The sequence below is a fragment of the Caenispirillum salinarum AK4 genome (assembly GCF_000315795.1).
Taxonomy (GTDB): domain Bacteria; phylum Pseudomonadota; class Alphaproteobacteria; order Rhodospirillales; family Rhodospirillaceae; genus Caenispirillum; species Caenispirillum salinarum.
This window is the reverse complement of sequence record NZ_ANHY01000020.1, coordinates 83,006-109,633: the sequence shown is the minus strand read 5'-3', so window position 1 is coordinate 109,633 and position 26,628 is coordinate 83,006. Positions and strand designations below refer to the sequence as shown.

The window sequence follows — 26,628 nt, the reverse complement described above, 5'->3', positions numbered from 1 at the left end:
AAAAAGCACCGCGCAGCCGACCCGCCGGAGTTTCGGGTCAAGCTTTTACACCAGGAAGCCGTCGTCGACCGGCAGCAGCCGGGCGGACGACACCTCCTCGGCCGGTTCCGGCAGGACGAAGGCGTCGAAGGCGGGCAGGGTGGGCCGCTCGGAGACGGCGAAGGCCCCATCCATGTCCATCTCCCAGGCCAGGTCCTCATCCCAGCCGGCGCCGTGGCCTGCGCCCAGGTGCGCCAGCGCGGGCGGCACGTCCGTCGTGTGCATCTGCGACACGTCGATGACGATTTCCTGGTCCAGCAGGTCGGCGATGGCCAGGGCCGTGTCCGCATCGTCCAGCGAGGTCCCGTTTACCGCGATGTCCTGCGGCAGGGTGGGCTGGTCGGTGTAGGCCTTGTAGGCGAAGCGCCAGGTCTCGCCGTCCTTGAGGACCGCGCCCGCGGTGTCGTCCGCCACCGTCCAGCGACCGTCGGCGCCCAGCGTGGCGGTGCCGTTCCACAGGGTGTCGATGCCTTCCGGCAGCGTGAACGACAGCTCCGGCGTCAGAAGGTCGCCGCCGGTGGTGTTGGTCACCAGCACCTCGGCGACGTAGCCGCTGCTCCACTGGCTGGTGACGGCGCTGGCGACCTCGACCGGCGCGGCGTCGGGAACGGTGATGCCGTTGACGCTGAAGTCCGTCGGCACCGGGTGGTAGTCGCCGGCGCCCTTGATGGCGAAGCGCATGGACTCGCCGGGCTGCAGCATATCGGTGTCGTCGTCGCGCACGGTCCAGGTATGGCCGTCCTGACCCACCAGATCGGCACCCCACACCGCGGCCACCTCCACCGGCAGGTCGAAGGAGACCGTCGGCGCCTCGGCGGCATGGTCGGAGGTGTTGGTGACCACGATCTCGGCCTTGTAGCCTGAGCCCCATTCCTTGGTCACGGCCGCGGAGACGGCGAAGCTGTCGGCCGTGGGCTCCGGCGTGGCGGTGCCGGTGGTGGTGTCGGTGGTGTCGGCTGCCGGCTCGGTGGCCAGCGTGCCTTCGGGCAGCAGGTAGTCCAGCGCGGCGGCGTCCAGCTCCTGGAATTCCGTCGGCAGGCCTTCGGAGCCCACCGTGTAGGACATGACGGTGTTGTCCATGGTGTCCAGCGCATCCGACAACGTCACGTCGCCCTCGAACGGGTGCTTGAGGCCCAGCGCGTGGCCGATCTCGTGCAGCAGGGCGGTGTAGCCCCAGGTCCCGGGCGTCGGCGCGTCGGTGGAGAACCGGCCGGGGTCGGAGTTGTCCAGGTACAGGAAGGCGTCGGTCTGGAAGTTGGTGATGGTGCCGTTGCCGTCGTGCCAGTACTTCCAAGGCGTGTAGGCGACGCCGACCGTATTGTCCTGAAGATCGCAGGTGCCGAAGAAGATTTCCGCCTCCGACGACGGGGCCACTTCCACGCAGTCGACGCCGGTCAGGGCTTCCACATGCTCCATGAGCTGGCGCGTGGCGTCGATCTGGCTGGCGTTCATGGGCGCGTAGCCCGGCGCATTGTGGCCGTAAAGATCGGCCATGGCGTCGGTCTGCATGATCGACCAGGTGATGGTGCCGTCGTCCGGCCAGGGCTGCGGGCGCAGCCAGGAGGTGTTGATCAGGGCGTCGACGCTGCTGTCGCCCGACAGAGGCGTCTGGTAATCGGACAGGGTTGCCATGGGATGAGGTCTCGCTTTCCCTCTATTGGTCTCTCTGAACTCGAAAAGGACGCCGCCACGAGGGGCGGTCTTGTTGCAGGCGAGCTAATCCTAGGTTTATGAAGAATTGGTTTAGGTGCGCTTGGGTTGGGTGTGACAACGCTGTGGCCCGGCCGGAAAGCCCGGAAAACCTGCGCGGTTGACGGACGGCGCAGACGTGCCGACGATTGTGGGATCATCATGGTGGAAGGCTGTGCCATGCCTCGATCGTTCGCCGGCGCTGCTCCGGCCGTCATCCTGCCGCGCGAGAGCGACATCGGCGGATTGGCGGTGCGCCGCCTTCTGCCGCATCGGACGCGGCGGCTGGTGGGCCCCTTCGTGTTTCTGGATCACATGGGGCCGGCCGGCATCCCGCCCGGCGGAGGTATCGATGTGCGGCCGCATCCGCACATCGGCCTGGCGACGGTCACCTACCTGTTTTCGGGCCGCATTATTCACCACGACAGCCTGGGCTTCCGCCAGGCCATCGAGCCCGGCGCGGTCAACTGGATGATCGCCGGGCGCGGCATCGTCCATTCCGAGCGCACCCTGCCAGAGGATCGGCGCACAGGGCAGCACCTGCACGGAATGCAGGCCTGGGTGGCGCTGCCGGTGGAGCACGAGCAGATCGCGCCGGCGTTTTCGCACCATCCGGCGGCGGCGCAGCCGGTGGTGCAGTCGGCCGGCGGGGCGCGGCTGACGCTCATCGCCGGACGCGCCTACGGGCGGGAGGCCCCGGCGCCGGTGCTGTCGCCGCTGTTCTACATCGACGCCGTGCTGCCGGCGGGCGCCTCGCTGACCATGCCGGTGGAACACGCCGAACGGGCGGTTTATGCGGTGGAAGGGCGGGTGCGCCTGGACGGCCACCCGATCGAACCCCTGACGCTGGCCCTGGCGGACGGCGCGCCGCCCCCGGTGCTGACGGCGGAGACGGACGCGCGTGTCATGATGCTGGGAGGCGCGCCGCTGGGCGAGCCGCGCCATGTCTGGTGGAACTTCGTCGCCAGCCGGCGGCAGTTGATCGAGCAGGCCAGGGCGGAATGGAAGGCCGGCCGCTTCGCCCCCGTGCCCGGCGAGACCGACGCACTGCCGCTGCCGGAATAGGCGGCGCCGGCGGCCCGGCCTACAGCGCCTTGCGGTACCAGATCTGGCGGTGGCCCGGCGGGTAGTCCTCCAGCACGCCCCACTGTTCGTAGCCCTGGCCTTCGTAGAAGGCCGGCGCCTGGAAATTGTACGTATACAGACGAACATGCCGGCAGCCGCGGGCACGGGCTTCCTCCTCGGCGGCGGCCAGAAGGCGCGTGCCCAGGCCGGAGCCGCGCAGGGCGTCACCCAGCCACAGGCAGTCCACGTACAGCCACTGCCACTGGGTGTAGCCGGTCAGCCCGCCGGTCACGATGCCCGCCTCGTCGCGCAGGAAAACGCAGAGGTCGCGGCGGTCGAAGGGCAGGGCGGTGGCGCTGTTGTAGGCGGCGAGGCCCTCGTGGATGGCGGCGATGTCGTCCTTGGCCGGGGTATCGGTGATGTCCAGCGAAACGGGGGCGTCGTCGGCGTCGTCGATCATGGTTCGGGTTCTCCTGCGGTGCGGCGGGAAGCTTAGCAGCGCGAGCGGTGTCCGGCGCGGGCCATTGCCCCGGGTCCTTTCAGGCTAGGCGCTCGCGGCGTTTCATGCGAGCCTTTGCGAAAGAAAACGAAACCGCAAAGGCAAGGAGAGCCGAGATGGAAGATCTGTCGCCCCGCCTGCAAGACATCCTGGGACTTGCGCGGGAACAGGGCAGGGTGGGGGTGGACGACCTGGCCATGCGGTTCGCCGTCACGCCGCAAACCATTCGGAAGGACCTGAACGACCTGTGCGAGCGCCGCCTGCTCAAGCGGGTGCACGGCGGCGCGGTGGTGGCCTCCACAGTGGAAAACCTGCGCTACGACGCCCGCCGCATGCTGGCCGCCGGCGAGAAGGCGCGAATCGGGCGGCACGCGGCCGGGCTCATCCCCAACGACTGCGCGCTGTTCATCAACATCGGCACCACCACCGAAGAGGTCGCGCGCGCCCTCGGCGGGCACCGGGGGTTGATGGCGATCACCAACAACATCAATGTCGCCAACATCCTGCACACCATGCCGGATATCGAAACCATCGTGGTCGGCGGCGTGCTGCGCCATGCCGACGGCGGGATCGTCGGCGAAAGCGCCACCGACTTCATCAACCAGTTCAAGGTGGACTACGCCATCATTGGCGCCTCGGCCATCGAGGAGGACGGCGCTCTGCTGGACTTCGACTATCGCGAGGTGCGCGTGTCGCAGGCGATCATCGCCAATGCGCGCACGGTGGTGCTGGTGGCCGACCATATGAAGTTCGAACGAAGCGCGCCGGTGCGCATCGGCCATGTTTCGCAGGTGGACGTGCTGATCACCGACAGCGCCCCGCCCGAAGGCCTGGCGGCGGTCTGCGCCAACGCCGGGACACACATCGAAATCGCCCCGGAATGATTGCGATTTCTCTTTCGTAATTTTCGCTTTGACGCGCACAAAATTTCGCGTACGCTCCCTTATGAAAGTTCCGTGATGGTGGTGGTCCTGGCGGCAGGCGCCCCATCAAGCCCAAGCCACGCGGGTCAACCTGCGGGTCAACAACTGGACGGAGCAGGGAGGACATGAAGCCGCACGAATACGACCTCGCCGTCATCGGCGGCGGCGTCAACGGGTGCGGTGTCGCCCGGGACGCCGCGGGCCGCGGGCTCTCGGTCTTCCTGTGCGAACAGGGCGACCTGGCCGGCGCCACCTCCTCGGCCAGCACGAAACTCATCCACGGCGGCCTGCGCTACCTGGAGTACTACGAGTTCCGGCTGGTGCGCGAAGCCCTGATCGAGCGCGAGCGCCTGCTGCGCGCCGCGCCCCACATCATCTGGCCGCTGCGCTTCGTCCTGCCCCACCACGATGCCCTGCGCCCGGCATGGCTCATCCGCCTCGGCCTGTTCCTCTACGATCACCTGGGCGGGCGCGAACTGCTGCCCGGCACCCGCTCCATCGACCTGACCAGCGACGCCGTCGGCGCGCCGCTCAAGGACGATTTCACCAAGGGCTTCGAGTATTCCGACTGCTGGGTCGAGGACAGCCGTCTGGTGGTGCTCAACGCCATCGACGCGCGCGAGAAAGGCGCCGAGGTCGTCACCCGCACCCGCATGACGTCGGCCGCCCGCGACGGCGACCGCTGGCGGGTGACGGTGGAAGACCGCGACAGCGGCGAGACGCGCGAGATCCTGGCGCGCGCCGTGGTCAACGCGGCCGGGCCCTGGGTCGCCGACGTGCTGACGGGCCGGTTCCGCATCAACTCGCCGGCGCGGGTGCGCATGGTCAAGGGCAGCCACGTCATTGTGCCGCGCATGTTCGACCACGATCGCGCCTACATCTTCCAGAACCCGGACAAGCGGATCATTTTCGCGATCCCCTACGAGACCGACTTCACGCTGATCGGCACCACCGACGAGGACTTCCAGGGCGATCCCGCCGACGTTCGGATCGCCGAAAGCGAGGTGGACTATCTGTGCCGCGCGGCCAGCGCCTATTTCAAGCAGGACGTCCGCAAGGACGACATCGTCCACACCTTCTCGGGCGTGCGTCCGCTCTATGATGACAATGCCTCCGACGCCAGCGCCGCCACCCGCGACTACGTGATCGAGGTGGACGGCGGCGAGGGCGGCGGCGCGCCCCTGGTCAGCGTCTTCGGTGGCAAGATCACCACCTTCCGCAAGCTGGCCGAGGCCGTCATGGCGAAGCTGTCCGCCACCTTCCCCGACATGGCACCCCCCTGGACCGACGGCGCGACCATGCCCGGGGGCGATTTCGGCGTCGACGAGGTTGAGAGGAAGATCGCAACTCTCGCGCGCGATTACCCGTTCCTTGACAACGTCACGGCGCGGCGTCTCGTTCGCGCCTACGGCACGCGCGCCTGGACCATGCTTGACGATGCTCGCGCGGCCGCGGACATGGGCCAGTCGTTCGGCGCGGGTCTGACAGCGCGCGAGGTGACGTATCTGATGGACGTCGAATGGGCGAAGGGCGCCGACGACGTCCTGTGGCGCCGCTCCAAGCTGGGTTTGCGGCTTGATGCCGACCAGCGTGCGCGCCTGCAAGACTGGATGAATGCGCAGACCACCGGCGCGCAAAAGACGCCGGAACTCCGCCGGGGAGGCGCGGCATGACGACGCTCGAAATGCGCAACGTGACCAAGGTGGTGGGGCGCGAGACCCATATCCGCGACGTCTCCATGACCCTGGAGCGGGGCACGCTGAATGTCCTTCTTGGCCCCACGCTTTCCGGCAAGACCAGCCTCATGCGGCTGATGGCGGGGCTGGATGCGCCGACGTCGGGGCAGGTCATCATGGACGGGACCGACGTCACCGGGCTGCCGGTGCAGAAGCGGTCCGTCGCCATGGTCTATCAGCAGTTCATCAACTACCCGACGCTGTCGGTGTGGGAAAACATTGCAAGCCCGCTGAAGGTCGCCAGGCGCCCGAAGGCCGAGATCGAGGAAAAGGTCCGGCACGCCGCGAAGCTCCTGCGCATCGAGAAGATGCTCGACCGGACGCCGCTGGAGCTTTCCGGCGGCCAGCAGCAGCGCACCGCACTCGCCCGCGCGCTGGTCAAGGGCGCGGACCTGGTGCTGCTGGACGAGCCGCTGGCGAACCTGGACTACAAGCTGCGCGAGGAACTGCGCGAGGAACTGCCGCGCGTGTTCGCCGAGACCGGCGCCATCATGGTCTACGCCACGACCGAGCCCGCCGAGGCCCTGCTGCTGGGCGGCAACACCGCCACCCTGCACGAGGGCGCTGTGACCCAGTTCGGCCCGACGCTTCAGGTCTACCGCAAGCCCCACGACAAGCTGACGGCGGCCGTCTTCAGCGACCCGCCCATGAACTTCATCGACGTGGAGGTGAAGGGCGGCCGCGTCTGGATCGGGGAGTCGGTGACGCCCGCGCGCGGCTCGCTCTCGGGCCTGCGCGATGGCGGCTACACCATCGGTTTCCGACCCAACCACCTCTACCTGACGCCCGAGGAGGCCGGCCCGGGCCACATCGAGCTGGAGGGCATCGTGGCGGTGACCGAGATTACCGGCTCGGAAAGCTTCGTCCACGCCGACTACGCCAATTGCCGCTGGGTGGCGCTGTCGCACGGCATCCACGAGCCCGAGATCGACGCGCCCGTGCGCCTGTTCCTGGACCCCGACCGCTTCTTCGTCTTCGAGCGCGACGGCAGCCTCGTCGCCGCGCCCGAGACCAAGGCCAAGGCCGCCTGACGCCGCCACACAGATACGCCCGGACTGAGGGAGACACGGTCCCATGGCCCGCATCGAGTTGAACCGCCTCGCCCACGCCTACATGCCCAACCCGCAGAGCCGGGCCGACTTCGCGCTGAAGGAGTTCGACCTGACGTGGGACGACGGCGGCGCCTACGCGCTGCTCGGCCCCTCGGGCTGCGGCAAGACGACGCTGCTGAACATCATTTCCGGCCTTCTCGCGCCCAGCCACGGCCGCGTGCTGTTCGACGGCCACGAGGTCACGGGCCTGCCGCCCGAGGCGCGCAACATCGCCCAGGTGTTCCAGTTTCCGGTCATCTACGACAGCATGACCGTCTACGACAATCTTGCTTTTCCCTTGCGCAACCGGAAGGTTCCCGCCGCCGAGATCGACCGCCGCGTCCATGAAATGGCGGAGATGCTGGAGATGACGCGGGAGCTGAAGCGAAAGGCCAAAGGGCTGACCGCCGATGCCAAGCAGAAGATCAGCCTGGGGCGCGGGCTGGTGCGCGACAGCGTCAACGCCATCCTGTTCGACGAGCCGCTGACGGTCATCGACCCGCACCTGAAATGGCAGTTGCGCAGCCAGCTCAAGCACCTGCACAAGCGCTTCGCCCACACCATGATCTACGTCACCCACGACCAGACGGAGGCCCTGACCTTCGCCGACAAGGTGGTGGTGATGTACGAGGGCGAGGTGGTGCAGGTGGGCACGCCGGACGAGCTGTTCCACCGCCCGGCCCACACCTTCGTCGGCTACTTCATCGGCAGCCCCGGCATGAACGTCCTGCCCTGCGCGGTGAACGGTGCGAGCGCCCGCGTCGGCGAGCACGAAATCGCGCTGCGCGGCGGCTACGAACCGCCGCCGGCCGGCTCCAAGATCGAGCTGGGCGTGCGGCCGGAGTTCGTGCGCCTGGGCCGCGAGGACGGTGTCCCCGTCTCGGTGGAGCGGGTCGACGACATCGGCCGCTATCGCATCGTCAAGGCGAAGCTGGACGGCATTCCGTTCAGCGCGCTCATGCCCGAGGGCGCCGAGATTCCCGCCGACGACGCGCGGGTGCGGTTCGATGCCTCGGCCGTGAACCTGTATGTCGACGATCACCTCTGGCCGTAACAGGAGGCCTGACCGATGGAAAAGAAGGTCAACCAGAAGGCATGGTTCTTCGTGCTGCCCGTGGTGCTGCTGGTGGCGTTCTCGGCCCTCATCCCGCTGATGACGGTGGTGAACTATTCCGTCCAGGATACCTTCGGCAACAACGCCTTCTTCTGGGCGGGCACCGACTGGTTCACCGACATCCTGCGGTCGGAGCGCTTCCACAGCGCATTGTGGCGCCAGTTCCTGTTCTCGGGGATCATCCTGGCCATCGAGGTGCCGCTGGGCATCGCGATTGCGCTCGCCATGCCGCGCCGGGGCCTGTGGGTGCCGGTGTGCCTGGTGCTGATGGCGCTGCCGCTGCTGATCCCCTGGAACGTGGTCGGCACCATCTGGCAGGTCTTCGCCCGCGTCGACATCGGCCTGCTGGGCCACACGCTGGCGAACCTGGGCATCGATTTCAACTACACGCAGGACCCGCTGGATGCCTGGATCACGGTGGTGGTCATGGACGTCTGGCACTGGACGAGCCTTGTGGTGCTGCTGTGCTACGCCGGCCTTCAGTCCATCCCCGATGCGTACTATCAGGCCGCGCGCATTGACGGCGCGTCCAAGTGGGCGATCTTCCGCTACATCCAGCTGCCCAAACTGCACCGGGTGCTGCTGATCGCCGTGCTGCTGCGCTTCATGGACAGCTTCATGATCTATACCGAGCCCTTCGTGGTCACCGGCGGCGGGCCGGGCAGCGCGACCACCTTCCTGTCCATCGACCTGGTGAAGATGGCCATCGGACAGTTCGACCTGGGCCGCGCCGCCGCGTTCTCGATCATCTACTTCCTGATCATCCTGCTGGTGTCGTGGGCCTTCTATACCGTCATGACCGGCAAGACCAAGGAGTCCGACCGATGAAGGACACCCGCATCCCCGCCGGTTCGGCCGCCAAGATCGACACGCAGTCCACCCGCGCCCGCGGCGGCGTGGTGGAGAAGGCGCCCACCCGCGCCGCCGTGCGCAAGCGCATTCCCAAGCGCTGGATCGTGCCGACACTGTATATCATTTTCCTGCTGCTGCCGATCTACTGGCTGTTCACCATGAGCGTGAAGACCAACCAGGAGATCCTGTCGACCTTCAACCTGTGGCCGGATCAGTTCACCTTCGACAACTACATGGTGATCTTTACCGATCCGTCCTGGTATCGCGGCTACATCAATTCCACCATCTACGTGGTGATGAACACCGTCATCTCGGTCGGCGTGGCGCTGCCGGCGGCCTATGCCTTCTCGCGCTACACCTTCCTGGGCGACAAGCACCTGTTCTTCTGGCTGCTGACCAACCGCATGGCGCCGCCGGCGGTGTTCGCCCTGCCGTTCTTCCAGCTCTACAGCTCCGTCGGGCTGTTCGACACGCACCTGGCCGTGGCGCTGGCGCACTGCCTGTTCAACGTGCCGCTGGCGGTTTGGATTCTGGAAGGCTTCATGTCGGGCGTGCCGAAGGAGATCGACGAGACGGCGTACATCGACGGCTACAGCTTCCCCCGTTTCTTCACCAAGATCTTCATGCCGCAGATCGCATCCGGCATCGGTGTCGCAGCCTTCTTCTGCTTCATGTTCAGTTGGGTGGAGTTGCTGCTGGCGCGCACCCTGACGGCGACGGAGGCCAAGCCCATTTCCGCCATCATGACCCGCACGGTATCCGCGTCGGGCATGGACTGGGGCGTGCTGGCGGCAGCGGGCATGCTGACGCTGATCCCCGGCGCCATCGTCATCTACTTCGTGCGCAACTACATCGCCAAGGGCTTCGCCCTGGGCCGCGTGTGACGGCTTCGGGCAAGGGAGGAGCGACCCATGGATCTCGCGTGGATGGCCTGGACGTGGCCCACCGGCATTTTCTTCATCTGCATCGTCACCGCGCTGGTCGCCATGACGGTCTGGGACCGCGCCGTGCCCCAGACGGAACGCGCCGGGGTGCTGGGCATCCTGACCACGCGCGGCGACCGGCTGTTCATCTCGCTGCTGGGCAGCGGCTGGATACACCTCATCTGGCTGGGGGTCGTTGGCCCGCAGCTGTGGATCGCCTCGATCATCTCGGTGGTGTTCGCGCTCTGCGTCTTCCGCTGGGTCTGATGGGGGCTGCCAGGCCGGGGGTGGTGTGGCCCCGCGCCGTCGACTGAAGACCGCACCTGCTTAGGTTCCGGACAAGACAACGGACCAACAAGGGAGGACACACAATGATGCGTCGAACGTTGGCGGCCGCGACCGCCATCGGTCTCGCGCTGGCATCCAATGCCGCACTGGCGGACATGGAGGCGGCACAGCGCTGGGTGGACAACGAATTCCAGCCTTCCACGCTCTCCAAGGAAGAGCAGATGAAGGAGATGGAGTGGTTCATCAAGGCCGCCGAACCCTTCAAGGGCATGGACATCAACGTGGTGTCGGAAACCATCACCACGCACGAGTACGAGGCCAACACGCTCGCCAAGGCCTTCTCGGAAATCACGGGCATCAACCTCACCCACGACCTGATCGGCGAGGGTGACGTGATCGAGAAGCTGCAGACGCAGATGCAGTCGGGCCAGAACATCTACGACGCCTATGTCAACGACTCCGACCTGATCGGCACGCACTTCCGCTATGACGCGGTGGTGCCCCTGTCCGACTGGATGGAGGGGGCCGGCAAGGACGTCACCAACCCCATGCTTGACCTGGACGACTTCATGGGGATTTCGTTCACCACCGGCCCCGACGGCAAGCTCTACCAGCTGCCCGACCAGCAGTTCGCGAACCTCTACTGGTTCCGCTACGACCTGTTCAACGACCCCGAGCTTCAGGCCCAGTTCAAGGAAAAGTACGGCTACGACCTGGGCGTGCCGGTCAACTGGTCGGCCTATGAGGACATCGCCAACTTCTTCACCAACGACGTGAAGGAAATCGACGGCGAGCGCATCTACGGCCACATGGACTACGGCAAGAAGGACCCGTCGCTGGGCTGGCGCTTCACTGATGCCTGGCTGTCCATGGCCGGCACCGGCGACAAGGGCCTGCCCAACGGCAAGCCGGTGGACGAGTGGGGCATCCGCGTCGACGGCTGCAAGCCCGTGGGCTCGACCATGAGCCGCGGCGGTGCGACCAACGCGCCGGCGTCGGTCTTCGCGTTGACCAAGTACATCGACTGGCTGAAGCAGTACGCGCCGCCGGAAGCCGCCGGCATGACCTTCTCCGAGGCCGGGCCGGTCCCGGCGCAGGGCAACATCGCCCAGCAGATCTTCTGGTACACGGCCTTCACCGCCGACATGGCCAAGGAAGGCCTGCCGGTCGTGGACGAAGAGGGCAACCCCAAGTGGCGCATGGCCCCCAGCCCGCGTGGTCCGTACTGGGAAGAGGGCATGAAGCTGGGCTATCAGGACGCCGGGTCCTGGACGCTGCTCAACTCCACGCCCGAGGAACGCCGCAAGGCCGCGTGGCTGTATGCACAGTTCGTGACCTCCAAGAGCGTGTCGCTGAAGAAGACCCACGTCGGCCTGACGCCCATCCGCGACAGCGACATCCGGCATGAGTCCTTCACCGAGCGCGCGCCCCAGCTGGGCGGCCTGGTGGAGTTCTACCGCAGCCCGGCCCGCGTGCAGTGGACGCCGACCGGAACCAACGTGCCCGACTATCCGAAGCTGGCTCAGCTGTGGTGGCAGAACGTCGCCCAGGCCGTGACCGGCGAGGTCACCCCGCAGACGGCCATGGACAACCTGGCCCAGCAGCAGGATGACGTCATGGCGCGCCTGGAGCGGGCCGGCATCCAGGGCGAGTGCGGCCCGCAGCTGAACGAGCCGCGCGAGGCCGAATACTGGCTGCAGCAGGAGGGTGCTCCGAAGCCGAAGCTGGCCAACGAGAAGCCCCAGGGCAAGACCGTGTCCTACGATGAACTGGTGAAGTCCTGGCAGGACGCCAACGCCGAGGGCACCACGAACTAGAGCCCGATAAGGGCGAATAGGGTCGCGACTGCGACCCCGCGCCGGGCAGGCGCGTGAGCCTGCGTGGCGATTGAACGCAGCACGGACGCGCCAGCGTCCGTGCGCCTCAAAGGTCTCCTCCCGGAGCCTTGAGCCTGGCCGGAACCGTTACGGCGGTTCCGGCCTTTTTTTGTTGCAGGCGCGTTGATGCGCTACCACCGAATCTTCACGCCTTTGACGTTTACGTAAACGGCAACTTCGCGTTACGCTCCGCGCGGGATAACGATCCGCATGAAGACGGAGGAAACGCGACACCATGACCGAGGCCCAGACTTCCGCCGCCGCCTTGCCGAGCTACGTCCACGGCGCCAGCGAGACCACCCTTATCGGCGACACCATCGGGGTGCACTTCGACAAGGCCGCCGCCCGCTGGCCGGAGACCGAGGCGCTGGTCGTCCGTCACCAGGGTGTGCGCTGGACCTATGCCGAGATGAAGCGCCGGGTGGACGAGATCGCCGCCGGCTTCCTCGCGCTGGGGCTGGAACCGGGGGACCGCGTCGGCATCTGGTCGCCCAACAATGCCGAGTGGGCGCTGACCCAGTTCGCCACCGCCAAGGCCGGGCTGGTGTTGGTCAACATCAACCCGTCCTACCGTCTGGCGGAACTTGAGTACGCGCTGACCAAGGTGGAGTGCAAGGCGCTGGTGCTCGCCGATGAGTTCAAGACGTCGAACTATATCGACATGGTGCGCAAGCTGGCGCCCGAGCTGGACCACTGCCCGCCGGGCGCCCTGAAGGCCGAGCGCCTGCCGGATCTGAAGGCCGTGGTGCACATCGGCAACGACCACATCCACGGCATGTATGCCTTCAAGGAACTCTACGAGATGGCCGAGGACAGCCATCGCGCGCGGGTGGCGGAGCTGGCGGAAAAGCTCCAGTTCGACGATCCCATCAACATCCAGTTCACCAGCGGCACCACGGGCTTCCCCAAGGGCGCGACGCTGACCCACCACAACATCCTCAACAACGGCTTCTTCGTGGCCGAGGCCATCCGCCTGGGCCACGGCGACCGCCTGTGCATTCCGGTGCCCCTGTACCACTGCTTCGGCATGGTCATGGGGAACCTGGGCTGCGTCACCCACGGTGCCACCATGGTCTATCCCGGCGAGGCCTTCGACCCGCTGGCGGTGCTGGAGACGGTGGAGCGGGAGAAGTGCACCGGTCTTTACGGCGTGCCGACCATGTTCATCGCGCAGCTCGACCACCCGGAGTTCAAGAGCTTCAACCTCTCCAGCCTGCGCACCGGCATCATGGCCGGCAGCCCGTGCCCCATCGAGGTTATGAAGCGCGTCATCGCCGAGATGAACATGGAAGAGGTCACCATCGCCTACGGCATGACGGAAACCAGCCCCGTCAGCTTCCAGACCGCCGCCGACGACGAACTGGAGGCCCGCGTCTCCACCGTTGGCCGCGTCCAGCCGCACCTTGAAGTGAAGATCGTCGACCTGGACGGCCGCATCGTCCCGCGCGGCACCGCGGGCGAGCTGTGCACGCGGGGCTATTCGGTGATGCTCGGCTACTGGAACGACGAGGAAAAGACGCGCGAGAGCATCGACTCCGCCGGCTGGATGCACACCGGCGACCTGGCGACGCTGGACGAGCACGGCTATTGCAAGATCGTCGGCCGCATCAAGGACATGGTCATCCGCGGCGGCGAGAACATCTATCCGCGCGAGATCGAGGAATTCCTGTATCGCCATCCCGCCGTCAACGACGTGCAGGTCATCGGCGTGCCCGACAAGAAGTACGGCGAGGAACTGTGCGCCTGCATCCGCCTGCGCGAGGGGCACGAGGCGACGGAGGAGGAAATCCGCGAGTTCTGCAAGGGCCAGATCGCCCACTACAAGATCCCGCGTTACATCCGCTTCGTCGACGAATTCCCCATGACGGTGACCGGCAAGGTCCAGAAATACGTCATGCGCAAGCACATCGCCGAGGACCTGGGCCTGGACGGCTAGGGCGGGGTTCGTCGGCTGGTCATGGAGAAGGGGCGCGTCCGGTGGGGCGCGCCCTTTTGGTTTGTGCTATGTTTCATCAGGAGTTGTCTGGAGCGGCATGAACGGCATGACCACCTATCCGTCCTACACCGAGCTCCGCGCCCGCCGCCTGGCGGAGCGCCGCCGGGCGGCGCTGGAAGCGTTGCGGGTCGCCGATGCGCGCGTGCATGAGGCGGGCGGCCGGCTGATCGTGTTCGGGTCGCTGGTGGAGGGCCGTTTCGACGAACGGTCGGATATCGACGTCGCTGTCTGCGGCTTGCCGGAGGGTGTGGATTCGGATGTGGCGCTTGACGTGGATATCGCGCTCCGTCGCGCGGGCTTTTCCGCCGACGTCATCGCCGAACGCTTCCTCTCTCCGTCCCTGAAGGAAAGGATCGACCGCAATGGGCGGGAACCCAGCGCTTTGGGCTGATGTCCGGCGAGATTTGACGTTGGCGGAAAAGGCTTGTGAGCGGGCGGTTCGGCGCGCCTCCACTCTTCACGATGACGCGGCACTTGATGAGGATGCGCGGCTGGATCGCGAGTTGGCCATCTCCAAGCTCATCCACGACACTTACTGCGCCCTTGAATCCGCCTTGGATCGCTTGATCCACGAGATCGACGAAAGCCGACCCACGGGCCGCGACTACCATGCCGAACTCATCCGGCGGGCTGCCACGGCGGTAGATGGCTCTCGCCCCGCCATCATCACGAGGGAAACCGCGCGCGACCTTCAGGACCTCCGTGCCTTCCGGCACGTCGTCCGCCATGTCTATGACGACTTCGACTACAGCCGTGCCGAGCCCAACGTCGCAGTGGCGGAGCGGTGCACGGCGGCCGTGGCGCGGGAGGTGGAAGCCTTTTGCGAGGCTGTCGGCATCAAGGGCTGACGCAACTTACCGCGCCATGCTGGGGAACTGCTTCACCGTTTCCAGCGCGCTCATGAAGCTGCCGGCGATCTGGTGGGCCTTGACCTGGAAGGCGTGGGCCGTGTCCGGGTCGAACACCTCTTCCGTCGTCTCGGTGAACAGCTCCAGCCACAGTCCGAAGTGGCGGGGCTCGATGGGCAGGCGGACGTGGGCGGGCAGGGGGCGGCCCTTGTAGCGGCCCGTTGTCAGCATGATCGACGACCAAAAATCGTACATCTTGGTCAGATGCGGCTGCCAGTCGTCGCCGATGGCCTGCTCGAAAATGGGGCCAAGCTCCGGGTCCTGGCGGATCTTGCCGTAGAAGGTATCCACAAGTTCGACGATTCCGTCTTCGCTGACCTTGTCCCAGGGCATGGGCGCCGCTCCCGACTCTAAAGATGCATCTCAGATGCTACTTAGCCGGGGGCGGCGAACGATGCAAGGCCGGTGGGCTGCATCAGGCCCATTTGCCGTCGAACAGGGGTTCGACGGGGTTGCGTGTCTTGGCCATGTGCAGGTGGCGGAAGATGCGCTCGTCGCTCATCTTGTCGGCTTTTTCTTCAATGTCGAGGTCGTAGTCCTCCTCGGGATCGCGGCGGGCACCGACCATGACGAACTCCGCCCCCTCGTAGTCCAGCAGCGACGGGTCGGTGGGCGCGAAACGGCGTCCCTCGAACTCCTCCTGCTTGGACTTGGGGTAATCGGCCTTGTCCTCGTCCGACAGGCCGGCGGCGCGGGGTTGGCCCTTTTCCGGGTTCTTCACCGAAAGGGCGAAGCTGCCCTCGGGCGCGATGTTGAAGGCCTTCTGTACCTCGCCCGGTTTCTCCGGGTCCGACAGGGCGTAGGTCAGGTGCATGTTGCGGCCTTTCTGGACGAAGGCGTAGACGCCCTGGCCGGCGGGGCGATAGGCGGGATAGGTGCGCTCGCCCCGGGTCTTGGTGTCCTGGTGCTGTTCCGCCAGGTCCTGGCCCAGCTTCTTGGGGTCCTTGCCTACGGTCTCGATGAAGCCCCATTCGCGCTCGTGGCTGTCGATCTCGGGCAGGCGTTTGCGGCCGATGATCGCCATGCGTACGCTCTTGCGGCCGGAGGGCACGAGGATCATCGAAAAGCGCTCCACGTCCTTCAATCCCGAGGGATCGTGCGTTTCCACCTTGGGGCGGAAGGCGAAATAGATGGTGCCTTCCTCCAGGACCTCGATGTCGTCGGTGTTTTTGGAGTCGTCGGCCATGATTGCCTCCGTTTCGAAAGCGTTCGGTCTTTTGCTAACGACGATTTGCGACGGCCCGGGGTTCCTGCTCGCGCCGGTGGAGATGCCGCAACGGACCCAGGGACAAGAAGAAAAAAGCGCCGCACCCGACGGTCGGCCGGGGCGGCGCAAGGTGTGCGCGGAATGCGCGCGGGGAGGACAAGCGCGGGTGCGCTTAAAGCGGCGGCGCCAGAAGCGGGAGACGGGGCGCCGCCCGGGGAAACCTCAGATGATGCCTTTCTCGCGAAGACCGGCGCGGCGGGCCTCGTCCACGCCCAGTGCATCCAGCACCGCGTCGGTGTCCTGGCCGAGCGTCGGCGGTGCGCGGTCGTAGTCCACGGGGGTGCCCGAGAACCGCATGGGGCTGGCCACCAGGTCCACATGGCCCGCCAGCGGGTGCGGGACGGAGACCTTCATGCCGCGATGGACCACCTGCGGGTCGGCGAAGACCTGGTCCAGGGTGTTGATGGGGCCGCAGGGAACGCCCTCGGCCTCCAGCGCGCTCAGCCAGTCGCCGCTGGTGCGGGTGCGGATGACCTCGGCGATCTGCGGCACCAGGTCCTCGCGGTGGCGCACGCGGCCGGCGTTGGTGGCGAAGCGCGCGTCGGCAGCGATGGCGTCAAGCCCCGCGACCTTGCAGAAACGGGCGAACTGCGCGTCGTTGCCCACCGCCAGGATGATGTAGCCGTCGGCGGTCGGAAATGCCTGGTAGGGCACGATGTTGGGATGGCTGTTGCCCAGGCGCTTCGGAGCCACTCCGCTGGCGAGGTAGTTCATCGCCTGGTTGGCCAGCGTCGCCACCTGCACATCCAGCAGCGCCATGTCGATGTGCTGGCCCTCGCCCGTGCGCTCCTTGTGGATCAGGGCGGCCTGAATGGCGGAGGTGGCGTACATGCCGGTGAAGATGTCGGTGATGGCGACGCCGACCTTCATGGGCTCGCCGCCCGGCGCGCCGTCGGGGGCGCCGGTCAGGCTCATCAGCCCGCCCATGCCCTGGATCATGAAGTCGTAGCCGGCGCGGTGGGCATAGGGGCCGTCCTGGCCGAAGCCGGTGATGGAGCAGTACACCAGGCCCGGGTTGACGGCCTTCAGGCTGTCGTAGTCCAGGCCGTACTTCTTCAGCCCGCCGACCTTGAAGTTCTCGATCACCACGTCGGCCTTGGCCGCCATTTCGCGCACCAGGGCCTGGCCCTCGGGCTGGGTGAAGTCGATGGTCACCGAGCGCTTGCCGCGGTTGGCCGACAGGTAATAGGCGGCCTCCGACGTATCGTTGCCGGCTTCGTCCTTGAGGTACGGCGGACCCCAGCCGCGGGTGTCGTCGCCCTTGCCCGGGCGTTCCACCTTGATGACGTCGGCGCCCATGTCCGCGAGCATCTGCCCGGCCCAGGGACCGGCGAGGACGCGGCTCAGGTCAAGGACGCGGACGTGGCTCAGCGGGCCGGACATGGGACGGTGCCTCCGGGCGGATTCGGGCGGGACGGGATACGGGAAGGGAATAAGCGGCGGGACGGCTTGCATGGGAAGCCGGGCAGGGGCAACCGCCCCGCCGCTTGTGCAGGACCTTGCGGCGTCAGCCGGTGAAGGCCTGCAGTCCGGTCTGGGCGCGGCCCAGGATGAGGGCGTGGACGTCGTGCGTGCCCTCGTAGGTGTTCACGGTTTCCAGGTTGATCATGTGGCGGATCACCTGGAACTCAAGGCTGATGCCGTTGCCGCCGTGCATGTCGCGGGCGATGCGGGCGATGTCCAGCGCCTTGCCGCAGTTGTTGCGCTTGATGAGCGAGATCATCTCAGGCGCCCAGTTGCCTTCGTCGATCAGGCGGCCGACGCGCAGGGCGGCCTGAAGGCCCAGCGTGATCTCGGTCTGCATGTTGGCGAGCTTGAGCTGCACGAGCTGGGTGTGGGCCAGCGGGCGGCCGAACTGCTTGCGGTCCAGCGTGTACTGGCGGGCGCGGTGCCAGCAGTCCTCGGCCGCGCCCATGGTGCCCCAGGCGATGCCGTAGCGGGCCTTGTTGAGGCAGCCGAAGGGGCCGCCCAGGCCGCTGGCGTTCGGCAGCAGGTTCTCTTCCGGCACGAAGCACTCGTCCAGCACGATCTCGCCGGTGATGGAGGCGCGCAGGGACGCCTTCTGGTCGATCTTCGGCGCGCTGAAGCCCTTGCTGTTGGCCTCGACGATGAAGCCCTTGATCTTGTTGTCATGGGCGTCGGACTTGGCCCAGACGATGGCGATGTCCGAGATGGGGCTGTTGGTGATCCACATCTTGGAGCCCGACAGCAGGTAGCCGCCGTCGACCTTCTTGGCGCGGGTCTTCATGCTGCCCGGGTCGGAGCCCGCATCGGGCTCGGTCAGGCCGAAGCAGCCCACCCACTCGCCGGTCGCCAGCTTGGGCAGGTACTTCTTCTTCTGCTCCTCGCTGCCGTAGGCGTGGATGGGGTGCATGACCAGCGAGGACTGCACCGACATGGCCGAGCGGTAGCCGCTGTCCACGCGCTCCACCTCTCGCGCGATCAGGCCGTAGGCGACGTGAGAAACGCCGGAGCAGCCGTATTCTTCCTCGATGGTCGGGCCGAGCAGGCCCAGTTCGCCCATCTCGTTCATGATCTCGCGGTCGAAGCGTTCTTCCTCGAACGCCGACGTGACGCGCGGCAGCAGCTTTTCCTGGCAGTAGGCGTAGGCGCTGTCGCGCACCATGCGCTCTTCGTCGGTGAGCTGCTGGTCGAGAAGGAACGGGTCTTCCCACTGGAACGGCGTCATGCTCGCGTGTCTCCGCAACGGCTGTGTGTCTCTCTGTGGTTCCGAGCATGGCGCGGGGCGCGGGGCGGATCAAAGACTGTCTCGCGATGCATCCCATAACTCAAAGTGATGGCGCGGTTGCCGGCACAAGGAAATGGCTTTAGCCTGGACGGCATGGACCTGAGACAGCTCCGATACTTTCTCGCCATTGTCGAGGAAGGCGCCTTCACCCGCGCGGCCGACCGGCTGAACGTCGCCCAGCCGGCGCTGTCGGCGCACGTGCGCAAGCTGGAGGACGATCTGGGGGTGGAGCTTCTGCTGCGTACCGCCCGCGGCGTCCGCCCCACTGAACACGGCGAGCGCCTGGCCGCCCACGCCCGCCGCATCCTGGCGGAGGTGGAGACCCTGCGCGACGACATCCGGGGGGCGGAGGCCGCACCCAGCGGGCCGGTGGCGGTCGGCATCCCCACCACGCTCGGCATGATGCTGTCGGTGCCGCTGGCGCTGGCGGTGCGGCGCGAGCTGCCGGACGTCCACCTGCGCGTGGCGGAAGGCCTGTCGGGGCATACGCTGGAATGGCTTCAGGCGGGGGACCTGGACCTTGCGATCGTGTTCGACGTGGCGGCCGTGCCGCGCCTGACGGTCACGCCCATCGCGCAGGAGGAACTGTGGGTGATCGGGCCCGCCGGCGATCCGCACGTCAGCCAAGCGGCCGAGGCGGGCGGGATGCCGTTTCGCAAGGCGGCCGCGCTGCCGCTGATCCTGACCGGCCCGCCTTACGGCCTGCGCGGCGAGGTGGAGCGCACGGCGGCGGCCTGCGGCGTGGCTCTCAACATCATCCTGGAGATGGACGCGCTGGAGCATATCCGGGCGCTGGTGGAAGGCGGGGCGGGCTACACCATCGCCTCTCGCCGGGTGGCGGCGCCGGGCCTGGAGGCGGGGCGGCTGACGGGCGCGGTAATCACCGAGCCGACGATCCCCCGCACCATCCACCTGGCCCACCCCAGCGACCGGCCGCTGTCCATCGCGGCAGCGGCCGTGCGGCGGATGCTGACGGGAATCGTCGGCGGATTGACCAAGGACGGGCGATGGCGATGACGGCACCGCTCCCTTACGGGGCGATGCCGCCATCGGACCTTACGGTATCGTCTCGGGCCGGGCTCAGGCACGGCGGCGGGCGAAGCCGATCAGTCCGAGGCCGACCAGCATGAGCGCCAGCGGTCCCGGGGCCGGAATGCCGTTCGGGTCGCCTGCCGCGTCGTGCGAGAACGGCGCGAAGATGGCCCGGGCCTTGTTGCCGGAAATGATGGTGTCGTACAAGTCGAAGTGGACGAACGAGCCGGCCTCCAGTCCGCTCACGACCACCTGATAGGCGTTGATCTGAGCCTTGTTCTGCTTGGCCGGGTCGGTCCCGTCGGGAACGGCGGTCATGAAGTCCCCGATGGGGCTGTCGGTGAGCGTGAAGTCGCCCAGGCCGAACTCCTGCCATTCCTTGTCGGCGCCATACTCCCCGTGGTTCGGCAGAGAGCTTCCGTCGCCGAGGGTCGGGGTGCTGCCGTCGCCGACGGTCTGGATATAGTCGGGGTTGTCGGCATACGAGGGGTCGGTGAAGCCGCCGTAGCCCTCGGTCAGGACCGGCGTCAGGCTGATGGAGACGGGGCCGGTGATGACCGACTTCTCGTAGACTGCCGACAGCCGCACGTTGCTGATGGGGCCGGTGTGGTCGACGTAGCCGATCGCCCACAGCGTGAACGGGTCGGTGCCGGAGAAGACCCAGGTCTCCGTCACGGTGTCGTAGGTCGCGCCCTCGATGTAAAGCTGCAGTGCCGGTTCAGCGCGGGCCGGCGCCGCCGCGACAAGGAGTGCGGTCATCAAGGTGCCCGCGAGCATGAGCATTCTGTTCATCGCCCTTGTCCTTCTTCCAAGGTCCCGTTTTGACGGCGCCGGGTCGTAATCCCGGCGGACGTGTCCTCCGCCGCTTTCGGATAGCCGTTGCGACTGTTCCGCCAATACAGCAGCAAGCAACGTGCCAAGTGCTTCCGGCAATCGACACGCCTGGAAATGCTTGGGTCGGGGAACCGCTTCCCTTGGAAAGGAACGGCGCGGTGTAAAGGCAGCCGACAACGCCGGACGGCGTGCCGTAAGTGCTTGAGGTTCCTCAGTACCGCAGGGGCGAGACCATCGGTACGCAGTGCTGCGACCAAGGTCCAGGTCGTGTCCTAGGACTCCTGGCAGAGAAATGAGGGAGTCCGCGGGGTTTTCGGCAGTACCGCAAAAAACAACCGTGGGCCTGAACTGGAGTTTGATTTTTGTAAGATCGAGCGTCACCTCTTTCGGGATATCTCAAAGGGGTGCGGTATTCTGCAACCGCCAATAAAAAACAGGCCGCCCGGCAAAGCGGGCGGCCTGTCGCGGCTGCGCTGTGGGGCGCGGTGGCGGGGCCTAAAGCCCCATGGCCTCCGCCTGCGTGTCGAGGGCGGCCCCGAACCGGTCGAACATCTCGTCGATCTCGGCCGTCGAGATGACCAGCGGCGGCGAGAAGGCGATGATGTCGCCGGCCATGGCGCGCAGGATGACGCCGTTGTTCTGCGCCTTGGCGGCGACCGACGGCCCCACCTTGCGGGCGGGGTCGAAGTTCTCCTTCGTCGCCTTGTCGGCCACCAGTTCCACCGCGCCGATCAGGCCGATGCCGCGCGCCTCTCCCACCAGCGGGTGGTCGGCAAGGGCCCGCAGGCGCTCCTGCATCCGGGGGCTGACGGAATTGACGTGGCCCAGCATGTCGCGCTCCTCGTAGATCGCCAGCGTCTCGTTGGCGACGGCGGCGGCGACGGGGTGGGCGCTGTAGGTGTATCCGTGGCCGAAGGCGCCCAGCGCATCGCTGCCCGAGCGGATGCCCTGGTAGACCGTCTCGTTGATGAGCACCGCCGAAATGGGCAGGTAGGCCGACGAGAGGGCCTTCGCCATGGTCATGATGTCCGGCTGAAGACCGAAGGTTTCGGTGCCGAACATCTTGCCGGTGCGCCCGAAGCCGCAGATGACTTCGTCGGCGACGAACAGGATGTCGTGCTTTTTCAGGATCGGCTGGATTTTCTCGAAGTAGGTCTTGGGCGGCACGATCACGCCGCCGGCGCCCATGACGGGTTCGGCGAAGAAGGCGGCGATGGTGTCGGGTCCCTCGCGCTCGATCAGCGCCTCCAGGTCGGCGGCCATTCGCGAGGCGAAGTCTTCCTCGGTTTCGCCGGCCTCGCCGTAGCGGTAATGGTGCGGGCAGGAGGTGTGAAGGATGCGCTCGATGGGCAGGTCGAAGCCCTTCTGGTTGAGCGGCAGCCCCGTCAGGCTGGCGGCGGCGACGGTGACGCCGTGATAGCCGCGCAGGCGGGCGATGATCTTCTTCTTTTCCGGTTTCCCGATGGCGTTGTGGTAGTACCAGATCATCTTGATGGCGGTGTCGTTGGCCTCTGACCCGCTGTTGCAGAAGAAGGCCTTGGACATGGGCACCGGCGCCATCTGCACCAGCGTCTCCGCCAGGCGGATGCCGGGCTCCGTCGCCTTGTGGTTGAAGCTGTGGTAGTAGGCCAGCTCCTTCATCTGCCTGGTGGCGGCATCCACCAGCCGGTCCTCGCCCCAGCCGAGCGACGTGCACCACAGGCCCGCCATGCCCTCGATGTAGTCCTTGCCGGCGTCGTCGTAGACGCGCACGCCCTTGCCGCGCATGGCGACCATGGGGCCGCTCTGCTCGTGCGCCACCGCGTTGGTGTAGGGGTGCAGGGTATAGGCGATGTCGGCGTCGCGAAGGCTGTTGGACGTCATGGCTCGGACCTTGATGGGCGTTGATTGGGATAGCGTGTGTGGCACCACTGTGCCAAGCGTTCGGCGAAGGGGGGAAGTGCCATTCTCGGCACTTCCCCCGGCCATCCGTGCTTAAGCCGCCGACAGCTCTTCCAGGGTGGACTCGATGATGTCCAGGCCCTCGTTGACCAGCGCGTCGGAGGCGGTCAGCGGCACCAGGATGCGGATGACGTTGCCGCGCGTGCCGCAGGCCAGCAGGATCAGGCCCTTCTTGGCCACCGCCTGCACCAGCGCCTTCGTCAGATCGGCCGCCGGCGCGCGGGTCTCGCGGTCGGTCACCAGCTCCATCGCCACCATCGCACCCTGGCCGCGCACGTCGCCGATGCACGACAGGCTGTTCTTCTTGGCCATGGCTTCCAGGCGCTCGGTCAGCAGCGTGCCCAGCTTGGCGGAACGCTCCACCAGGCCCTCTTCCTCGATGGCCTCGAGCACCGCAAGGCCGGCCGCGCAGGCCATGGGGCCGCCGGCGTAGGTGCCGCCCAGGCCGCCCGGCGCGGCGCTCTCCATAACCTCGGCCGTGCCGGTGACGGCAGACAGCGGGAAGCCGCCGGCCAGGCTTTTCGCCATGGTCATCATGTCGGGCTGGATGCCGGAATGCTCGATGCCGAACATCTTGCCGGTGCGGGCGAAGCCGGTCTGGATCTCGTCGGCGATGAGCAGGATGCCGTGGTCGTCACAGATCTTGCGCAGGGCCTGCAGCCATTCCGCCGGCGCGACGTTGAAGCCGCCCTCGCCCTGGACGGGCTCGACGATCATGGCGGCGATGCGCGAGGGGTCGATCTCGGTCTTCAGCAGGCCGTCCAGGTAGCGCAGGGCCTCCTCGACGCTCACGCCGTGGTACTCGTTGGGGAAGGGCGCGTGGTAGACCTCGGCCGGGAAGGGGCCGAAGCCGGCCTTGTAGGGCACCACCTTGCCGGTCAGCGCCATGCCCATCATGGTCCGCCCGTGGAAGGCGCCCGAGAACGCGATGACGCCCGAGCGGCCGGTGTGGGCGCGGGCGATCTTGATGGAGTTCTCCACCGCCTCGGCGCCGGTGGTCAGGAACATGGTCTTCTTCTCGCCCCGGCAGGGGACGAGGGCGTTCAGCTTTTCGGCCAGCGCGACGTAGCTTTCATAGGGCGTCACCTGGAAGCAGGTGTGGCTGAACTTGTCCAGCTGCGCGGCGACGGCGGCCTTCACCTTGGCGTGCAGGTGGCCGGTGTTCAGCACGGCGATGCCGCCGGCGAAGTCGATGTAGCGCTTGCCTTCCACGTCCCACAGCTCGGCATTCTCGGCGCGGTCGGTGAAGACGGGCAGCAGGGTGGCGACGCCGCGCGGAACGGCGGCGGCCTTCCGGGCATTCAGGTCGGTGTTCGCGGACATGAACAGGAACTCCCTCACGAAGAGTTGGTTGCGGTGGTGATGAGGCACAGGCCGGCCGTCGCGGAGAAGCGGAAGCCCCGTCCCCCGGGGTCTTCCGCCGCTCCGCCGCACGATCAAACGCGGGTGGCGGCCGGTGTGCGTCTGCGGGCTGCCCGGCTTACTTGATGCCGCCCATGCAGAGGTATTTGATCTCGATGAAGTCCTCGATGCCGTACTTCGATCCCTCGCGGCCGACACCGGACTCCTTGACGCCGCCGAACGGCGCGACCTCGGTGGAGATGATGCCCTCGTTGATGCCGACGATGCCGTACTCCAGGCCCTCCGACACGCGCCAGACGCGGCCCAGGTCGCGGGCATAGAAGTAGGCGGCCAGGCCGTACTGGGTGTCGTTCGCCAGCTTGATGGCCTCTTCTTCCGTCTCGAACTTGTAGAGCGGCGCGACGGGACCGAAGATTTCCTCGGCGAACAGGTTCATCTCCTGGGAGACGTTGGTCAGGATGGTCGGCTCATAGAAGGTGCGGCCCAGCTCGGCGCGCTTGCCGCCCGTGACCACCGTCGCGCCCTTGGAGACGGCGTCGGCCACCAGTTCCTCCACCTTCACGGCGGCCTTCTCGTTGATGAGCGGGCCTTGCGTCACGCCCTCCTGCGTGCCGTCGCCGACCTTGAGGTTCCTGACGGCCTCGGCCAGCTTTTCGGCGAATTTGTCGTAGACGCCCGCCTGCACCATGATGCGGTTGGCGCAGACGCAGGTCTGGCCGGCGTTGCGGTACTTGGACGCCATGGCACCCGCCACGGCGGCATCCAGGTCGGCGTCGTCGAACACCAGGAACGGCGCGTTGCCGCCCAGTTCCAGCGACATCTTCTTCACGGTGTCGGCGCACTGCTTCATCAAGAGCTTGCCGATGGCGGTGGAGCCCGTGAAGGACAGCTTGCGGACGATGGGGTTGGCGGTCATCTCGCCGCCCACATCGCTGGAGCGCGAGGTGGTGACGATGTTGAAGATGCCCTTCGGCACGCCCGCGCGCTCGGCCAGTTCGGCCAGCGCCAGCGCCGACAGCGGCGTTTCCGCGGCCGGCTTGATGACGATGGGGCAGCCGGCGGCCATGGCGGGGCCGCACTTGCGCGTGATCATGGCGTTGGGGAAGTTCCACGGCGTGATCGCCGCCACCACGCCGATGGGCTGCTTCAGCGTGACGATGCGCTTGTCGGGGCCGTGGCTGGGAATGACGTCGCCGTAGATGCGCTTGCCTTCCTCGGCGAACCACTCGATGAACGACGCACCGTAGGCCACCTCGCCCTTGGCCTCGGCCAGCGGCTTGCCCTGCTCGGCGGTCATCAGGAGGCCCAGGTCGTCCTGGTTCTCCATCATCAGGTTGAACCACTTGCGCAGGATGTTGGCGCGCTCCTTGGCCGTCTTGGCGGCCCAGGCCGGCATCGCCCGCTCGGCGGCCTCGATGGCGCGGCGGGTTTCATCGGCGCCCATGTCGGGCACGGTCGCCAGCACCTCGCCGGTCGCCGGGTTGGTGACCTCGAAGGTCTTGCCGCCGTCGGCGTCGACCCAGGCACCGTCGATGTAGGCCTTCTTGCACAGGAGCTTCGGGTCGTTCAGCGTCACCATCGTCGTCTGCCTCCGTCTGGTCGGTCTGTTCTGCATGGTTCTGGATGTGCCGGAACAACGCGGCACATGGGCGCTTCGTGGCGTGGCCCCAAAAGTACCACGTTTAAAAAACTAGACAAACCATCCGTGCGCCTCCGGTCACGGTCCATTCACCCACAAACCGGCGGCTCCACTAGGCATTTCGGCCTTGGAAAGCGGTGCGGGGACAGTTTAAAATATTAGACGACACAATAAGAACGGGAGGACAGGGCGTGATGGATTTCGACGTGGGGGCGCGCCTGCGTGCGATCCGCGAGGAAAAGGGCCTGTCGCAGCGGCAACTCGCCATCCGGGCCGGGGTCACCAACGGCACGATCTCTCTGATCGAGCAGAATCGCAACAGCCCGTCCGTCGCAAGCCTGCGCAAGGTGCTGCAGGGCATTCCCATGTCGCTGGCCGAGTTCTTCGCCAGCGAAATGCCGGAGACGGAAAAAATCGTCTTCCGCCCGCACGAGCTGGTGGAGCTGACAACTGAGATCCAGAAGCGCAGCAAGGGGCGCATCTTCCTGCGCCAGGTGGGCGGCGACCTGCGCAACCGCACGCTCCAGATCCTGCACGAGACCTACGAGCCCGGCGCCGACACCGGCCGCACCATGCTCCAGCACGCCAGCGAGGAGGGCGGCCTGGTCATCGAGGGCCGCATCGAACTGACGGTGGGCGACCAGATTGAAGTGCTGGGCGAGGGCGACACCTACCTGTTCGACAGCCGCCAGCCGCACCGCTTCCGCAACCCGTTCTCCGAGCCGTGCATCATGGTTTCCGCCTGCACGCCGCCTTACCTTTGAGGCTTCGAAACATCAAGGCACCAAGACACCAAGAGATCGG

The 26,628-nt window shown here is 66.7% G+C and carries 24 protein-coding genes; 14 read left to right on the top strand and 10 right to left on the bottom strand.

Going from position 1 to position 26,628, the window contains the following annotated elements:
• Nucleotides 1–45: 45 nt before the first annotated feature.
• Nucleotides 46–1,671 carry a cellulose binding domain-containing protein gene (locus C882_RS23540; RefSeq protein ID WP_009542263.1) on the bottom strand — a complete coding sequence of 542 codons (1,626 nt, stop codon included), beginning with the start codon at nt 1,669–1,671 and terminating at the stop codon, nt 46–48.
• A 237-nt stretch (nt 1,672–1,908) separates the two neighbouring features.
• Here C882_RS23540 and C882_RS18830 point away from each other — a divergent pair, with 237 nt between their 5' ends.
• Nucleotides 1,909–2,793 carry a pirin family protein gene (locus C882_RS18830; protein WP_043646558.1) on the top strand — a complete coding sequence of 295 codons (885 nt, stop codon included), beginning with the start codon at nt 1,909–1,911 and terminating at the stop codon, nt 2,791–2,793.
• A 19-nt stretch (nt 2,794–2,812) separates the two neighbouring features.
• Here C882_RS18830 and C882_RS18825 read toward each other — a convergent pair whose 3' ends face one another.
• Entirely contained in the window at nt 2,813–3,253 is a 441-nt protein-coding gene (locus C882_RS18825; RefSeq protein ID WP_009542261.1) for a GNAT family N-acetyltransferase, read from the bottom strand.
• A 155-nt stretch (nt 3,254–3,408) separates the two neighbouring features.
• Between C882_RS18825 and C882_RS18820 the strand changes: the two genes are divergently transcribed.
• From C882_RS18820 to C882_RS23535, 11 genes are all read left to right on the top strand, one after another.
• On the top strand, nt 3,409–4,176 hold the full coding sequence (locus tag C882_RS18820; protein WP_009542260.1) for a DeoR/GlpR family DNA-binding transcription regulator: 768 nt from the start codon (nt 3,409–3,411) through the stop codon (nt 4,174–4,176).
• A 164-nt stretch (nt 4,177–4,340) separates the two neighbouring features.
• Nucleotides 4,341–5,888 carry a glycerol-3-phosphate dehydrogenase gene (gene glpD / locus C882_RS18815; protein ID WP_009542259.1) on the top strand — a complete coding sequence of 516 codons (1,548 nt, stop codon included), beginning with the start codon at nt 4,341–4,343 and terminating at the stop codon, nt 5,886–5,888.
• A complete protein-coding gene (locus C882_RS18810) occupies nt 5,885–6,982 on the top strand; it encodes an ABC transporter ATP-binding protein (RefSeq protein ID WP_009542258.1) in 1,098 nt (365 codons plus the stop codon). The genes glpD and C882_RS18810 overlap by 4 nt, the downstream gene beginning before the upstream one ends.
• 43 nt (nt 6,983–7,025) lie before the next feature.
• Complete coding sequence (locus C882_RS18805; RefSeq protein ID WP_009542257.1) at nt 7,026–8,096, top strand: ABC transporter ATP-binding protein; 1,071 nt, start codon at nt 7,026–7,028, stop codon at nt 8,094–8,096.
• A gap of 15 nt (nt 8,097–8,111) precedes the next feature.
• Nucleotides 8,112–8,984, top strand: a complete 873-nt coding sequence (locus C882_RS18800) for a carbohydrate ABC transporter permease (RefSeq protein WP_009542256.1) — start codon at nt 8,112–8,114, stop codon at nt 8,982–8,984.
• Nucleotides 8,981–9,892, top strand: coding sequence for a carbohydrate ABC transporter permease (locus tag C882_RS18795; protein ID WP_009542255.1), 912 nt, complete (start codon nt 8,981–8,983; stop codon nt 9,890–9,892). Before C882_RS18800 ends, C882_RS18795 begins: the two co-directional genes overlap by 4 nt.
• A 27-nt stretch (nt 9,893–9,919) precedes the next feature.
• Nucleotides 9,920–10,198: a DUF2160 domain-containing protein gene (locus tag C882_RS18790; RefSeq protein ID WP_009542254.1), complete on the top strand. Its 279-nt coding sequence runs from the start codon at nt 9,920–9,922 to the stop codon at nt 10,196–10,198.
• 104 nt (nt 10,199–10,302) lie between these two features.
• Nucleotides 10,303–12,036 (top strand): ABC transporter substrate-binding protein, encoded by a 1,734-nt coding sequence (locus C882_RS18785; protein ID WP_009542253.1) that lies wholly within the window; start codon nt 10,303–10,305, stop codon nt 12,034–12,036.
• 295 nt (nt 12,037–12,331) lie between these two features.
• Nucleotides 12,332–14,032: an AMP-binding protein gene (locus C882_RS18780; protein ID WP_009542251.1), complete on the top strand. Its 1,701-nt coding sequence runs from the start codon at nt 12,332–12,334 to the stop codon at nt 14,030–14,032.
• 97 nt (nt 14,033–14,129) lie between these two features.
• Complete coding sequence (locus tag C882_RS18775; protein ID WP_009542250.1) at nt 14,130–14,483, top strand: nucleotidyltransferase family protein; 354 nt, start codon at nt 14,130–14,132, stop codon at nt 14,481–14,483.
• 19 nt (nt 14,484–14,502) lie between these two features.
• The gene (locus tag C882_RS23535; protein ID WP_152415409.1) at nt 14,503–14,940 is read left to right on the top strand and encodes a ribonuclease toxin HepT-like protein; all 438 of its coding nucleotides are present in this window, start codon (nt 14,503–14,505) and stop codon (nt 14,938–14,940) included.
• A gap of 6 nt (nt 14,941–14,946) precedes the next feature.
• Here C882_RS23535 and C882_RS18765 read toward each other — a convergent pair whose 3' ends face one another.
• The 4 genes from C882_RS18765 to C882_RS18750 form a co-directional block, all read right to left on the bottom strand.
• Nucleotides 14,947–15,333, bottom strand: a complete 387-nt coding sequence (locus tag C882_RS18765) for a group III truncated hemoglobin (RefSeq protein ID WP_009542248.1) — start codon at nt 15,331–15,333, stop codon at nt 14,947–14,949.
• 82 nt (nt 15,334–15,415) lie between these two features.
• Nucleotides 15,416–16,186 carry a hypothetical protein gene (locus tag C882_RS18760; protein ID WP_009542247.1) on the bottom strand — a complete coding sequence of 257 codons (771 nt, stop codon included), beginning with the start codon at nt 16,184–16,186 and terminating at the stop codon, nt 15,416–15,418.
• A gap of 243 nt (nt 16,187–16,429) precedes the next feature.
• On the bottom strand, nt 16,430–17,650 hold the full coding sequence (locus C882_RS18755; RefSeq protein ID WP_009542246.1) for a CaiB/BaiF CoA transferase family protein: 1,221 nt from the start codon (nt 17,648–17,650) through the stop codon (nt 16,430–16,432).
• 124 nt (nt 17,651–17,774) lie between these two features.
• Entirely contained in the window at nt 17,775–18,956 is a 1,182-nt protein-coding gene (locus tag C882_RS18750) for an acyl-CoA dehydrogenase (protein WP_009542244.1), read from the bottom strand.
• A gap of 153 nt (nt 18,957–19,109) precedes the next feature.
• Between C882_RS18750 and C882_RS18745 the strand changes: the two genes are divergently transcribed.
• A complete protein-coding gene (locus tag C882_RS18745; RefSeq protein ID WP_009542243.1) occupies nt 19,110–20,033 on the top strand; it encodes a LysR family transcriptional regulator in 924 nt (307 codons plus the stop codon).
• A 63-nt stretch (nt 20,034–20,096) separates the two neighbouring features.
• Here the strand turns inward: C882_RS18745 and C882_RS18740 are convergent, their stop codons facing one another.
• The 4 genes from C882_RS18740 to gabD all read right to left on the bottom strand — a co-directional run bounded on the left by C882_RS18740 (nt 20,097) and on the right by gabD (nt 25,764).
• Nucleotides 20,097–20,807, bottom strand: coding sequence for a choice-of-anchor N protein (locus tag C882_RS18740; protein ID WP_152415408.1), 711 nt, complete (start codon nt 20,805–20,807; stop codon nt 20,097–20,099).
• Nucleotides 20,808–21,377: 570 nt separating this feature from the next.
• Nucleotides 21,378–22,745, bottom strand: a complete 1,368-nt coding sequence (locus C882_RS18735) for an aspartate aminotransferase family protein (RefSeq protein ID WP_009542240.1) — start codon at nt 22,743–22,745, stop codon at nt 21,378–21,380.
• Nucleotides 22,746–22,856: 111 nt separating this feature from the next.
• Nucleotides 22,857–24,146 carry a 4-aminobutyrate--2-oxoglutarate transaminase gene (gabT, locus tag C882_RS18730; protein WP_009542239.1) on the bottom strand — a complete coding sequence of 430 codons (1,290 nt, stop codon included), beginning with the start codon at nt 24,144–24,146 and terminating at the stop codon, nt 22,857–22,859.
• A gap of 157 nt (nt 24,147–24,303) precedes the next feature.
• Nucleotides 24,304–25,764 carry an NADP-dependent succinate-semialdehyde dehydrogenase gene (gabD, locus tag C882_RS18725; protein WP_009542238.1) on the bottom strand — a complete coding sequence of 487 codons (1,461 nt, stop codon included), beginning with the start codon at nt 25,762–25,764 and terminating at the stop codon, nt 24,304–24,306.
• 254 nt (nt 25,765–26,018) lie between these two features.
• On the opposite strand from gabD, the gene C882_RS18720 reads away from it, so the two are divergent.
• Complete coding sequence (locus tag C882_RS18720; protein ID WP_009542236.1) at nt 26,019–26,588, top strand: cupin domain-containing protein; 570 nt, start codon at nt 26,019–26,021, stop codon at nt 26,586–26,588.
• Nucleotides 26,589–26,628: the final 40 nt, after the last annotated feature.

What these genes read in the sequence shown, in the direction of transcription:
- C882_RS23540 (WP_009542263.1), bottom strand. Translation starts at nt 1,671, where the DNA reads ATGGCAACCCTGTCCGATTACCAGACGCCTCTGTCGGGCGACAGCAGC.
- C882_RS18830 (WP_043646558.1), top strand. Translation starts at nt 1,909, where the DNA reads ATGCCTCGATCGTTCGCCGGCGCTGCTCCGGCCGTCATCCTGCCGCGC.
- C882_RS18825 (WP_009542261.1), bottom strand. Translation starts at nt 3,253, where the DNA reads ATGATCGACGACGCCGACGACGCCCCCGTTTCGCTGGACATCACCGAT.
- C882_RS18820 (WP_009542260.1), top strand. Translation starts at nt 3,409, where the DNA reads ATGGAAGATCTGTCGCCCCGCCTGCAAGACATCCTGGGACTTGCGCGG.
- glpD (WP_009542259.1), top strand. Translation starts at nt 4,341, where the DNA reads ATGAAGCCGCACGAATACGACCTCGCCGTCATCGGCGGCGGCGTCAAC.
- C882_RS18810 (WP_009542258.1), top strand. Translation starts at nt 5,885, where the DNA reads ATGACGACGCTCGAAATGCGCAACGTGACCAAGGTGGTGGGGCGCGAG.
- C882_RS18805 (WP_009542257.1), top strand. Translation starts at nt 7,026, where the DNA reads ATGGCCCGCATCGAGTTGAACCGCCTCGCCCACGCCTACATGCCCAAC.
- C882_RS18800 (WP_009542256.1), top strand. Translation starts at nt 8,112, where the DNA reads ATGGAAAAGAAGGTCAACCAGAAGGCATGGTTCTTCGTGCTGCCCGTG.
- C882_RS18795 (WP_009542255.1), top strand. Translation starts at nt 8,981, where the DNA reads ATGAAGGACACCCGCATCCCCGCCGGTTCGGCCGCCAAGATCGACACG.
- C882_RS18790 (WP_009542254.1), top strand. Translation starts at nt 9,920, where the DNA reads ATGGATCTCGCGTGGATGGCCTGGACGTGGCCCACCGGCATTTTCTTC.
- C882_RS18785 (WP_009542253.1), top strand. Translation starts at nt 10,303, where the DNA reads ATGATGCGTCGAACGTTGGCGGCCGCGACCGCCATCGGTCTCGCGCTG.
- C882_RS18780 (WP_009542251.1), top strand. Translation starts at nt 12,332, where the DNA reads ATGACCGAGGCCCAGACTTCCGCCGCCGCCTTGCCGAGCTACGTCCAC.
- C882_RS18775 (WP_009542250.1), top strand. Translation starts at nt 14,130, where the DNA reads ATGAACGGCATGACCACCTATCCGTCCTACACCGAGCTCCGCGCCCGC.
- C882_RS18765 (WP_009542248.1), bottom strand. Translation starts at nt 15,333, where the DNA reads ATGCCCTGGGACAAGGTCAGCGAAGACGGAATCGTCGAACTTGTGGAT.
- C882_RS18760 (WP_009542247.1), bottom strand. Translation starts at nt 16,186, where the DNA reads ATGGCCGACGACTCCAAAAACACCGACGACATCGAGGTCCTGGAGGAA.
- C882_RS18755 (WP_009542246.1), bottom strand. Translation starts at nt 17,650, where the DNA reads ATGTCCGGCCCGCTGAGCCACGTCCGCGTCCTTGACCTGAGCCGCGTC.
- C882_RS18750 (WP_009542244.1), bottom strand. Translation starts at nt 18,956, where the DNA reads ATGACGCCGTTCCAGTGGGAAGACCCGTTCCTTCTCGACCAGCAGCTC.
- C882_RS18745 (WP_009542243.1), top strand. Translation starts at nt 19,110, where the DNA reads ATGGACCTGAGACAGCTCCGATACTTTCTCGCCATTGTCGAGGAAGGC.
- C882_RS18740 (WP_152415408.1), bottom strand. Translation starts at nt 20,807, where the DNA reads ATGACCGCACTCCTTGTCGCGGCGGCGCCGGCCCGCGCTGAACCGGCA.
- C882_RS18735 (WP_009542240.1), bottom strand. Translation starts at nt 22,745, where the DNA reads ATGACGTCCAACAGCCTTCGCGACGCCGACATCGCCTATACCCTGCAC.
- gabT (WP_009542239.1), bottom strand. Translation starts at nt 24,146, where the DNA reads ATGTCCGCGAACACCGACCTGAATGCCCGGAAGGCCGCCGCCGTTCCG.
- gabD (WP_009542238.1), bottom strand. Translation starts at nt 25,764, where the DNA reads ATGGTGACGCTGAACGACCCGAAGCTCCTGTGCAAGAAGGCCTACATC.
- C882_RS18720 (WP_009542236.1), top strand. Translation starts at nt 26,019, where the DNA reads ATGGATTTCGACGTGGGGGCGCGCCTGCGTGCGATCCGCGAGGAAAAG.